At 47.3% G+C, this 12201-nt stretch carries 9 protein-coding genes; 3 read left to right on the top strand and 6 right to left on the bottom strand.

Annotated elements, in window-relative coordinates:
• Nucleotides 1-7: 7 nt before the first annotated feature.
• The gene (locus tag LS482_RS02095; protein ID WP_367890591.1) at nt 8-790 is read left to right on the top strand and encodes a rhamnogalacturonan acetylesterase; all 783 of its coding nucleotides are present in this window, start codon (nt 8-10) and stop codon (nt 788-790) included.
• A 281-nt stretch (nt 791-1071) separates the two neighbouring features.
• Here the strand turns inward: LS482_RS02095 and LS482_RS02090 are convergent, their stop codons facing one another.
• The 6 genes from LS482_RS02090 to LS482_RS02065 all read right to left on the bottom strand — a co-directional run bounded on the left by LS482_RS02090 (nt 1072) and on the right by LS482_RS02065 (nt 9900).
• On the bottom strand, nt 1072-2388 hold the full coding sequence (locus LS482_RS02090; protein ID WP_233030091.1) for an IPT/TIG domain-containing protein: 1317 nt from the start codon (nt 2386-2388) through the stop codon (nt 1072-1074).
• 22 nt (nt 2389-2410) lie between these two features.
• Nucleotides 2411-3331, bottom strand: coding sequence for a phosphodiester glycosidase family protein (locus tag LS482_RS02085; RefSeq protein ID WP_233030090.1), 921 nt, complete (start codon nt 3329-3331; stop codon nt 2411-2413).
• A 29-nt stretch (nt 3332-3360) separates the two neighbouring features.
• Nucleotides 3361-4662, bottom strand: coding sequence for a RagB/SusD family nutrient uptake outer membrane protein (locus tag LS482_RS02080; RefSeq protein WP_233030089.1), 1302 nt, complete (start codon nt 4660-4662; stop codon nt 3361-3363).
• A gap of 17 nt (nt 4663-4679) precedes the next feature.
• Entirely contained in the window at nt 4680-8027 is a 3348-nt protein-coding gene (locus tag LS482_RS02075; RefSeq protein WP_233030088.1) for a TonB-dependent receptor, read from the bottom strand.
• 279 nt (nt 8028-8306) lie between these two features.
• The gene (locus LS482_RS02070) at nt 8307-9290 is read right to left on the bottom strand and encodes a FecR family protein (protein WP_233030087.1); all 984 of its coding nucleotides are present in this window, start codon (nt 9288-9290) and stop codon (nt 8307-8309) included.
• A 52-nt stretch (nt 9291-9342) separates the two neighbouring features.
• A complete protein-coding gene (locus tag LS482_RS02065) occupies nt 9343-9900 on the bottom strand; it encodes an RNA polymerase sigma-70 factor (RefSeq protein ID WP_233030086.1) in 558 nt (185 codons plus the stop codon).
• A 387-nt stretch (nt 9901-10287) separates the two neighbouring features.
• Here LS482_RS02065 and LS482_RS02060 point away from each other — a divergent pair, with 387 nt between their 5' ends.
• Both LS482_RS02060 and LS482_RS02055 read left to right on the top strand, forming a co-directional pair.
• The gene (locus tag LS482_RS02060; protein ID WP_233030085.1) at nt 10288-10899 is read left to right on the top strand and encodes an RNA polymerase sigma factor; all 612 of its coding nucleotides are present in this window, start codon (nt 10288-10290) and stop codon (nt 10897-10899) included.
• Nucleotides 10900-11162: 263 nt separating this feature from the next.
• Nucleotides 11163-12107, top strand: a complete 945-nt coding sequence (locus tag LS482_RS02055) for a FecR family protein (RefSeq protein ID WP_233030083.1) — start codon at nt 11163-11165, stop codon at nt 12105-12107.
• Nucleotides 12108-12201 lie beyond the last annotated feature (94 nt).

Raw genomic sequence — 12201 nt, 5'->3', positions numbered from 1 at the left:
AATAATCATGCGAGATCGTGCATTTATAAAAAACAAAATCGCGTTCGGTATATTTTTTATGCTGGCGATGACCACCTGTTTTGCCCAGAATAATAAGGAAAAGGATAAAACGGTAACCATTTTTACCATCGGAGATTCCACAATGGCCGATAAACCGTTGGAAGGCGGGAACCCGGAACGCGGATGGTGCCAGTTAATGCCGGAATTCCTGACCGGGGACGTGACACTGGAAAACCACGCCGTCAACGGCCGGAGCTCCAGGAGTTTTATTTCTGAAGGACGCTGGGAAAAAGTGCTTTCCCGGCTTGAACCGGGAGATTATGTATTTATCCAGTTCGGGCATAACGACCAGAAGTTTAAAGACCCTTCGCGTTATACCAATCCCTATACCGGATACCGGCAAAACCTGGAGCGGTTTGTAAAGGAAACCCGGGAAAAGGGAGCAATTCCCATCCTGTTTACGTCCATCGTCAGAAGAAATTTTAACAAACACGGTACGCTGATGGATACGCATGGCGATTATCCGCTCGTCGTCCGTTTGGTAGCTGGTGATATGGACGTGCCGTTTGTAGATCTGCAACGCCTTACGGAAAACCTGGAAATCTCGTATGGCCCGGAAAAGTCCAAAACATTGCATTTGTGGTATACACCCGGTGAAATTCCTTTCTATACCGAAGGAAAGCAGGACGATACCCACCTTTCCGTAAAAGGGGCGAGGGAAGTGTCTGCACTGGCGGTCAGCGCGTTGAAAAAGCTCAACCTGGGACTGTCTGCATTTCTGAAAGAATAAAAGTTTCACCGGAAACCGGGTGAAATTACAGGATGTTTCTGATGGCCCGAACAAGACGTTCAACCAGGCGGGAATGCCCGGTATCGGACAAGTGGACGCCATCACTTGGTGCATCTTGTGCGCTACAAAATGATATTGCAAAGAGAAAGGATATTACTATTGGGGAGTATTTTTTCCTTTCCGGAAGAAGAAAATTCATCATTATTCCGATATTGTTTAACGGGATATGATCGTATGGAAAAGGAAAGCCGGAACGGGATATCGTTCCGGCTTTTAAAGATTTATTCCTTGACGATCTTCCGGATCATATGATTCCCCAGGTCGGCTACATAAATCACCCCGCCGGCAATGGCAATATCGGTGGGATTGTAGAACCTGGCCGTGAAGCCTGCACCGTCCAGGAACCCGGAAGAGGTCCCGGCAATAGTGCTTACCGCTCCTTCGGAGATCAGTCTTATCTTGTGGTTGGACAGGTCGGCTACCACAATATCCCCGTTTTCCGCCACATCAAGGCCATAGGGATTATTGAACTGTGCACTCAAAGCGTTACCGTCCTGAGCACCAATATCTCCCTGTCCGGCTACCGTAGTAACTTTTCCGTCAGTACTGATTTTTCTGATGCGATGATTAAACCGGTCGGCCACATAAATATTCCCTTCCTTATCCAGGCTGATGCCGGAAGGATTGGCAAACAGGGCTTCGGATGCATCACCGTCGTTAAATCCGGATACCGAACCGCTGACCGTACTCACCATCCCGTCCGGTGTGATCTTCCGGATACGGTGATTGATATTGTCGGCAACAAAGAGATTACCGTCATTATCGACATCCACATCGATCGGCTGATAGAACCGGGCTTCCGAAACGGGACCGTCCTTAAAACCTCCGGTTCCCGTACCTGCTATGGTACTTACAATACCGTCCGTACTTATTTTCCGGATGGCGTGATTGTCCCGGTCGGCAACATAGATGTTCCCTTCCCTGTCCACGCAGGACCGCCAGGGATAGTTGAGCAATGCCTGGCTTGCCGGACCGTCCGTATGGCCTTTGGTGCCGTTTCCGGTAACCGTGGTGACGGTTCCTTCGGGTGTAAGTAGGCGAATGCTGTTGTTCGTTCTGTCCGTTACGATAATGTTCCCTTCCGGGGTCATGGCTACACCTTCCGGGTTCCGGAAGCGCGCGGAAACTCCCTGTCCGTCGGTAAGTCCGTATTCAAGACTTCCCGCCAGGGCAGCTACCATGTAGATTTCCTGCGGAGCCAGGTAGCTGAAAGCAGGAACGGTTCCGTCTGCCTGTTCGCCCTGCACTTCCACATTAATATCTCCTTGTCCGCTTCCTTCAGGGACTACAACTTCCAGTCGTGTTTCCGATGCTTCCAGGACCACTGCTTCCACGCCGTTAAAAGTGACCTTATTCTGATTTCTTGCGGTACTGAAATTACGACCGTGGATGGTTATCACATCACCGGCCATTCCCAGTCCGGGAGCAACGGACATAAGCATTGGAGAAAGGTCTCTTACAGGAGTGTCATCGTCTGAACTACAGGCATTAAGCACAAGAATGAGTGTCAGGATAAATAAGAGATGTATATTTTTCATGTTTTTGTTTTTAGTTGACAGACTATTGCTGGTTTACAGTAATGGCCCACCCATTCCCCACGGGCCGGGGTTCTCCGTCCGATGGCCTGTTGCGTATGTGATATACGTCAGCCAGGGAATGAAGCGTAACAAAAGTTGTGGAGCCGCCGCCATCGAGATTGGCGGCATCTTTGGCCCCCAACGCTTCAAATACTTCGGCCACTTCAGAGAGGGTCATACCGTTGGAGTAATCGAATTGCCTGCCGTCAACGGCAATAAAATACAGTATGTTGTCATCTGTAATTCCCACGGCAGTGCGCGGATGTACATCTTCATTGGTGATAGCGGTACGGATATGATCTTTTATCAGCAGGTCTCCCCCTCCGAGGGCATTTTGGAGCAGGTCTTTCATTTCAGGGTAATCATCGGTATGGGCAATGATGACCTCTCCGTTTTTTGTGGTACCGAAAAAAGACCTTCCCGGTAACGGGGTAGTACGGACGGCCTCTCCGTCAATGTGTACAATACCGCGCGGTTCACCGGTGGTCATGTTAAAGAAATCTGCGTTTACTGCGGCCACGGCCTTTTGTTGGGGTTCGTCCAGCCATTTCAGCATGTCGGGAATTGTTTGCATGGCATAGCCCTTACTACCGTAGGGAGTGAGGGGCGCCAGGGATACTCCCTCTTGTTTCAGATCGGCTTTCAGGATAAAAATGCGCATGGTAAGCCCTTTCATGGACAGGTAATGGATATCGGTTTCTTCCACACCCGGGGCCACGACAAAAGTGGTGTCTGAAAACACCCGGCTTACAAGCTCGGTCTCTTCCATAAGGGTTTGAGTCGCCGGGGCGTACTCCCTGGCAACAATTGCGGAAGTATCGTCGTCGTTCTGGCAGCTTGCCGTTGACAACATTAAAAAGAGGGACAGGAATAATGAGATATAATGTTTTATTCGGGTATTCATGATTTACGTTTTTTTAGCGGTTAGTGTTATTAATAGCCGGGGTTTTGAGTGAGGTTTTCATTGAGAAGGAGTTCGGTTTCCGGGATAGGAAGCAGGGTCTCTCTTTCCATGATACCGATAACCGACTGTGCTTTTCCGGTGCGGACCAGGTCGTACCAGCGAAACCCTTCGGCAAAAAGCTCCCGTCTCCGTTCTTCGAGGATAAGGTTGAGGTATTCTTCTTCTGAACTGGCATTTACGGGATTGAGGCCTCTTGCTTCCCGGAGTTCATTGAGCCTGTTAATTCCCCGGAGTCCCTGTGCTTCAGCACTTATGAGATAGAGTTCTCCCAGCCTGCTGACGATTACCGGGTCTGTTCCCGTTTGCCCGCTGGGATATTTGTTCACTACATCCAGCCCTTCATACGTATCTACCGAGGTAGCTGCCCGGAGATCGCCGTCCTCAAACATGCTCATGGCGCCGGGATTGGGTTTGTAAACGTATGAACCGCTTTGGGGATGGGCATAGGTATAGAACAGCGTGGACAATGTTATACCGGATTCTTCCGTTAAGTTTTCGAAGGCAAAGATCACTTCGGAATTGTCCTGTCTCCGGAAGATCTTATCGAAATCGTCCAGTTGAAAAACCGGGGAATTGATGAGTTGTTCTGCCAGGGCTGCGGCTTCGTCCATTTTTTGTTGTGCCAGTTTAACGCGGGCCATAAGTGCAATTGCAGCTTCGGAAGAAACAAAGTAAAAATCGCCTCCCAGGCCTTGCCCGAACGAAGGTGCGAGGGATATGGCCGTTTCCAGGTCTTCTTCGATAAACTGCCATACTTCCGCTTCGGAATTCCTGGCCACTTTTTCCAGGGTATTTTCGCGAAGGACGGGAACACCACCGTATCTGGTTGTCAGGTTGTAATACAGGTACGCCCGGAAAAAATGTGCGGTACCTTTTACTTCCTTTAAACGTTCGTTGTGCTCGAGAGACTCAATGCTTTTAATAAGGGTATTGACCTGGTACAGTGCTTCGAAATACCCGGTCCAGGTGTTTTTTACAACGGAATATTCGGGCCGGAGGATATTACTGATAAAGGCATTGGTCCCTCCGCCGTTTGCAGAGCCGCCACTGTTAAGATCTCCACCGAGGAGGTCGCCGAGAATGTAGGATTCCCGGCGGGGATCGTTTTGCACGGAGTTATACACGCCCGTTAAAAAGGTTTCTATATCTTTTTCCGTCAATTCCGTACCTGCCGAAACTGCCGACCTGGGATACAGGTCCAGTTCGCTGCTGCACGAAGCGGAAAAAAAGAAGATCATAATCAGGAAAATCTTTAAAACTGGTTTCATCATTATTTTTTTGCTTTGGATTAGAATGTAGCGTTGATCCCCAGGCTGATGGTCCTGGGTTGCGGAAGATTCATATTGTCGTCAGACATAAACCGCGCATCGTAGTCCTTCGAAACTTCGGGGTCTATACCCGAATACCGGGTCCAGAGATGGAGGTTATCCCCCTGGAGGTAGAGCCGGATTTTGGACAGGTTCAGCTTCTCCAGCAGGGGTTTGGGCAGGGAATACCCTAACGTTAACGATCGCAAACGAAGAAAAGAACCGTCTTCCAGAAAACGACTGGAGTTATAAAGGTTATAACTGCTGCCGTGTATGGCTCTCGGCACTTCATTGCCGGTACCCGGCCCGGTCCATCGTTCCAGGGCCACCTTTTCGCGGAACCCCTGGTCGCCATACCCGATCCTGTCGGTAGTTTTTCGCCATGTAGCATAAATTTCGTTACCGTAGGAATAGGTAAAAAATACATTCAGGTCGAACCCCTTATAACGGAACATATTGGACCATCCCCCGAAGTAATCCGGATTGGACGAACCGATGATCTGCCGGTCATCCACATTGATAACACCGTCTCCGTTCAGGTCTTCGTAATGCACATCACCGGCACGTACGCCTTCTGCATACAGCGGTTCGGGAACTTCTTGGTCCGACTGGAAAATCCCCAGCATTTTGTACATATAAAAACTTCCCACTTCTTCACCTACCTGTAATGTCCGGTTCGCTCCGATAAGAAGGGCTTCATCTCCCAGGAGCGAGGTGAGCTTGTTTTTGATAAAGGAGATGTTAAAATCACTCGTCCATTCTACGGGGCCTAAATTGTGGTTGATATTGAACGATAATTCCAGCCCGTTGTTCCGCATAGAACCGATGTTACTGGTAATACTGGAAAATCCGCTGGTAGCGTGAATGGGCATACTGTAGAGCAGGTTTTCGGTGTTTTTAATGAAATAGTCGGCGGTAAAATTGAGCTTTCCCCTGAAAAAAGAGAGGTCTGCGCCCGCATTGAATTGCTCTGCAGTTTCCCAGGTAAGGTCGGGATTTCCATATGTGGAAATGGCTATGCCGCTGTTATTGGAGTAATTGGCTCCGCCGCTCATAAGTGCCTGATAGGCGTAACTGCCTATACCGTCCTGGTTTCCGGTAGCTCCGAAACTTGCCCTTAATTTCAGGCTGGTTGTATTTGAGGTCCAGAAGGGCTCTTCGGAGACACTCCATCCTGCGGATACGGAAGGGAAGGCACCGTAACGTTTTTCGGGGGAGAATTTGGAAGAACCATCGGCTCGGATAGACATGGAAAGCAGGTATTTGCCGGCCCACGACAGGTTTACCCGGCTGAAATAGGATTCGAGTGCACTTTCCCCGAAGCCCGTAGAGGCACCCGCAATCTCTCCGGCTACCGAAATCACGTCAAATGAAGGAGAGGGGAAGCCGCGGCCGTCAATATAAGAGGTACTGGTAGTTACTTTCTGAAAGGAATGTCCCGCCAGCGCATTTACTTTGAGTTTTCCGAAGGTCCTGTCAAAATACAGCGTATTTTCCACCAGGAGGTTTTTGATGGTCCTTCTCCGGTCCAGTATTCTTCCTTGTCCTGCACCGTACGGATGTGTTTCCGTATAGTACAGGAAATCCTCGGTGTGAATAATATCTGCTCCGGCCGAACTTTTCAGGTGAAAAGCCGGGCTGAATATAAAATCCGCATAAAAATTTCCCAGGTAACGATAGTTGTCGAGTTGTGTATCCTGTTCATTGAGTATCTGCAAATTATTGTGGTACCGGAGTTCTTCCGTGCCACCCACGTAATAATCGCCGTTGGGCTTGTACGGCCGGTCAAAAGGTCTTTGCCCTACACTTCGCAACATGATGGCAGAACCGAACTGACCATTGGGTATCCGATTGTTGCGGGTAAAACTCATGGTCGATTTTGTCCCGACCTCCAGCCAGTCCGTCGGAGCGTGGGTAATGTTCACCTTGGCTGTGTATTTCCTGAATTTGTTGGTCTTCACAACCCCTTCCTGGTCCAGGTACCCGCCGGAGAGGTAGAGTTTGGTTTTTTCGTTACCGCCGGAAAACGACAGGTTCACATCGGTGACAAAAGCATGGCGCAATACGAGATCGAGCCAGTCGGTATCGGGGAGGCCGGGATAAGGGTTCTCGTAATAGCTGATAAATTCGCTGTTGCCCGGTGTGTAGCCGTATTGCCGGTTATAGTTGTTCACGGCTTCGTTCAATACTTCGAGGTATAAATCGGAATCGGCCATTTTCAGCTTGTCGAGGTTGGGAAGATACTGTACTCCCGACCGTATATTGACGTTGAGCCGGGATTGTCCTTCTTTTCCCGATTTGGTTGTAATTATCACCACGCCGTTGGTGGCCCTGGAACCGTAAATGGCGGCAGATGCCGCATCTTTGAGCACTTCTATGGACTCAATATCGTTAGGGTTGAGCTCGGCAAGCGGGTTCATGCTCTCTCCCAGGTCGTACATGGCCGCGTTGTGTTTTACCAGGGGAATACCGTCAATCACATAAAGCGGTTCGTTCTGCCCGCTTAGCGACCCGATCCCACGGATGCTTACTCTTACATTACTGCCCGGAGTCCCTGCCCCGGCACCGATATATACACCGGGCATCCTGCCCTGCATGATCTGGTCCGGACCCAGAACGGGCCGTGCGTTTTCTTCGGTAGGTTTAAAGGATGAAATGGCGCTGGTCACTTCCCGCCTTTCCTGTTTTCCGTATCCCACTACAACCACTTCGTCGAGCAATTCATTATTGGGTTGCAGAGGTACGACGATCGATGTCCTCCCGTTTACGGGCGCTTCGCGTGTGGTATAGCCCATATAGGATATTTGCAGCACTGCATCCGGGGGTACGGTTATGGAAAAATTGCCGTCAAAATCGGTTGTAGTTCCTTTGGAGGTCCCTTTTTCCACAACAGTGGCACCGGGGAGGGGTCGTCCGTTTTCATCGGTTACCGTTCCGGTTATGGTCTGAAATGCGGGAATACCATTTGCTACGCCCTTAATTGTTCCGATGGAAATATACCGGTCTATGCGCCGGTAGGCCAGCCCGGTTTTTTCCGTGATGAGGTTCAGGATTTCGAGCAGGGAAATATTTTTCCTCTCGATATCGAACTTTTTGTCTATGTCACTCACCTTTCTGTCGTAGACGAAATGAAATTCGGTTTGCGTCTCGACACTATTCAGGATATCGGTTACGGAAGCTTTTTTCAGGGAAAGGCTTACGTTGATATCTTCAAGGTTCTGTCCCTTGATCTCTGCCGCGAGAACAGGGTTCAGCAAGGTAAAGATGAGCAGATAACAAAATATGTGAAAGGTCACTCTTAGAAATTGTTTGCCAGTTAATGAATTCATATTTTTACACAATGTTTAATGGTTATTGTACTCGCAATACTGTTAAGCTTCCGGCGGCCCGTTCTGCTCGCCAAAGTGTTACGGGCTGCCATTTTTGTTTTTCTGAGGGTTTATGTCATAGGCTGGTCATTTTAGGTTTAAAGTTTTTTTCATCTTACTTGGTTACACCCCCCGGTGTCCCCCCTCAAGGGGGGAGGTGTTACGCTTTTTAACAGCATTAAGGCTCCCCCTTGAGAGGGGACGGCAATTCCGTTTTTTCCTGTCACTTTGTTTTCCATGTTAGTTACTGCAAGAGCCCTTTAAAAGAACGGTTTTTTCTGATACGAACTCGTAATCAAGGTCTTCCTTGGCGAAAGTGATACTTTCGAGGACTACCGGGAGTTCCGCTTTTTCGAATCTGGCTGTGATATGGCAATTTTCCAGGTTACCTTCCCGGATGATCTTCACTCCGTACCAACGTTCCAGTACGGCAATGGCTTCGGAGAGTGACGCATCGTCAAAACGGATAGTTCCGTCAATCCATTCGAGGAAGCTGGCATTGGCCACATTTTGCGTGCTTACCTGCTGCGTTTGTTTGTCAAATACGGCTTGCTGGTCCGGGAGCAGGAATGCTGCTTTTGTTCCCGGTGAAGCCTGCTCGGGGGCCACCCTTACCTTTCCGGTAGCTACGGTAATCTTTACCGCACTGTTTTCGGGATAGGCCCTTATATTGAAGGAGGTGCCCAGCACAGTTGTATTGAGCCCCTGCGAATGAATGACGAAAGGTTTTTCAGGGTTCCGGGCCACCTCAAAAAAGGCTTCGCCCGTAAGTTCCACATTTCGTGTATTGCCGCGGAATGTTTCCGGAAACTTCAGGGAGCTTCCGGCATTCAGTTTTACCACGGTTTTATCTTCGAGTGTTATGGTATAACGCTTTCCGGGCGGCGTGGTTATGGTCTCATATGAAATAGTGGCTGTAGAGGAGATGTCCCGGTAATACCAGATTCCCGATGCCAGCCCGATAAGGAGCAGGAAAGAAGCTGCAATGCCCATCCATCGCCGGGACATGGGTTTTTTGCGCTCTTTTTGTTGCTTGCGGATACCTTTCCGGATATTGGAAAGCATTTCCTTTTTTATACGCGGATTATTTCCGTCCGGAAACCGGAGGTGTTCCTGGTCGCTGACATAACTGTCAAAAAGTTTGTCCAGCAGGGTTTTTTCATCTTCAGAGCATTTCCCGTCCACATATTTCCGGAAAAGCTGTTGTAATTCCTTTTCGTCCATTTATAGGTGTTTCTATAGTATAGATGCACCAAAAAGGGATAACCCTAAAAAATTATAAAAAAGAAAATAAAAACAGGATGGCGGAATCGGCCATAAGCTTACGGAGGTACCTTAACGAAACGGTTATGTGATATTCGACTGTTTTTTGGGAAATCTGCATTTTTTCGGCTATTTCACGATTGGACATCGAATCGTCCCGGCTCATTTTAAATACGGCCAGACTTTTGGCCGGGATGGATTGCATGCCTTTTTGCAAAAGTTCCCGGGTTTCCCTGAGGTTCATGTTTTCTTCAACATTATTGGTGTGAAGGATGTGATTGACGCGGGCCAGCAGATTTTGGTTGATCCTGTTTTTGCGGAGATATTCGAAGCACTTCAGTTTTATGGCCTGGTGCAGGTAGGCATTGACATGTTTTATATCCAGGTCCTGCCGCTTTATCCAGATGTGTATAAAAACATCCTGAACGGCGTCCTTTGCCATTTCCCGGTCTTGCAGGATGGAAGAGGAGAGGGCAAGCAGTTTTTGCCAATACCTGTTGTAAATCTCGTGAAAGGCAAGTTCGTTGTTTTCACGGATAAGGTCAAAAAGCTTGTTGTCTGTAACTTCCATAGTAGTGAAGACAATAGTATAAAATTTACGGGAACCGGTTATTACTAAATGTTTAAGAAATCGTGGTTAAATCTCAGTTCGGGAATTTTCGGAATTAAGATACGAATAGCATTTTAATAAAATGTGTTTTTTGTTAATTTTTAGAGCAAAATAATGGAATGTCAATGTTTTTTTGTGAATTAAATCGTGTTTTGAGGGGCTGTTATTTGTTTTTATGAAAATTATGTTAACTTTACAGAGCATAAATGTGTTCGTTAACATAAAATGAGAATACTGTTGTAGGAATTTATAAACGGCGATTTTGAATCCACGACAGGAACGAAAGCCAGAATTTCAAATACGGGTAAATACCATCATATTAAGATACCCCGTTTTCATACCGGTAAAATGCCATTGAATAAGGAATCAGACACCGTAACAGCGGAAGAGTTGTGGGAAGCATTGCGCAAGGGGAGTACAACAGCCCTCGGGGACGTGTACGACCTGTATGCCGATGTATTATTTTCTTATGGTATGCGTATGTCGGGCAACAGGGATCAGGTTATGGATTGTATCCACGATCTTTTCCTGGACCTGTACAAATACCGTAAAAAGCTGTCGCCCTGTTCCAGTATACAATCTTACCTGGTACGCTCTCTGCAACGCAAGATCAATCAAAAGCACAAAACGGAGAAAAAGACCTTACCCGCGGAAAATGGCGTTGGTGAAACTACTTTTCCGGGGTATTCCGTACATTCGATGGAAGAGGAATACATATCTGCTGAACTTCAGACGGAGAAAATACTGAGATTACGCACTTCTTTCCACCTGCTAACCGACCGACAGCGACAGGCACTTGCCTTGAAATTCAACGAAGAAAAACCGTATGAAGAAATAGCGGAGATCATGAATATTTCCGTAGCGACTTCCCGGACCCTCATTTACAGGGCGGTAAAAGTATTACGAAAACACCTTGTTCCCTGCATTTTTATAGGCCTCTACTTCTTTTTTGGGAAATAAATGTAAATTTTTTGTAAAATTTTTGTCTATAAAAGGATAAAAAGTGTCTCTTATATTAAAAGGATGGTTTTTACTCAAAAGTGTCCCGTTTCAAACATTAAACTATTTTTCCGGTACTGTAAAGAAGACCGATGATCGTGAAAATCATATGATAAACCGGAAATAAACCAGATAAAACTGTAGTGGAAATCCGTAAAGAAGATAAAACAGCATTAAAAAAACGGATTATGCGATCCGTAAGCAGGCACAAAAGAAGGAAGCGTATGAAACGGGGGAGTCTGGTGCTCGGTTGTGTGATCCTGTTAATATCCGGAGGGGTGTATCACTACGGTAAGGTACAGCCATCCGCACTCTATGATTATGCAAAGACCCGGAAGAAAGACCACCGTAAAAACGGAGGGGATGTAGAGCTTATTCTTGAAAAAGGGGAGCGTGTTGCACTGGCCGAGAATGACTCGACTGTTACGTATTCAAAGACCGGAGAAAAAGTTAAAATCGGGGCGTCCAGAACAATTTCGCAAGAGAAGACGGGAGGAGGTAAAATGGCCTACAATACATTGATCGTCCCTTATGGCAGAAGGTCGAAGATAAAACTATCGGACGGAACGGTGGTTTGGCTGAATTCCGGGTCCAAACTGATATATCCCACGGTTTTTAAGGAAGAAAAACGGGAGGTCTACCTGGAAGGAGAAGGGATTTTCGAGGTGGCCCATACTAAGAAAAAACCTTTTGAGGTACTTGCAGACAATCACCGGATCAGGGTGTTGGGAACGGTTTTTAATGTGAGTAGTTATGCAGAAGACAGTGCGGTAAAAACGGTATTGAAGAGCGGTAGTGTTGAAGTGGTCTACAAGGGGGACGGTATGTGGAAGGGGAAAGAAACCGTCAGGATAAGTCCGGGGACAATGACCGTGTACGATAAGGGTTCGGGTAAAATGACCTCGGAAAAAGTGAATGTGGAAGATTTTTTTGCATGGAAAGACGGTGTCCTGATCCTGGAAAGCAGCAGGATGGAAGACATTGTTAAAAAGCTGTCCAGGTATTACAATATCGACATACTGATAACCGATAAAAAACTGGCAAAACAGACATTTTCCGGTTATCTCGACCTGAAAGAAAGTGTGGAAAATGTTATCGGAACAATAAATAAAACCACGGATTTCGAATATTTCAGATCGGAAGAAAACAACAAATGGATTATTAACTAAAACCTTGTTTATGGCTGTATAGAACTACAAACAGAAACCGGGAGATGCGCCAACACCTCCCGGTGGAAAGAAATTAACCTTACTGTGCTATACA

Origin of the sequence: Sinomicrobium kalidii (genome assembly GCF_021183825.1) — a bacterium.
GTDB classification, from domain to species: domain Bacteria; phylum Bacteroidota; class Bacteroidia; order Flavobacteriales; family Flavobacteriaceae; genus Sinomicrobium; species Sinomicrobium kalidii.
Note: the sequence above shows the minus strand (reverse complement) of the source record. Positions and strands in the feature narration are given on the sequence as shown.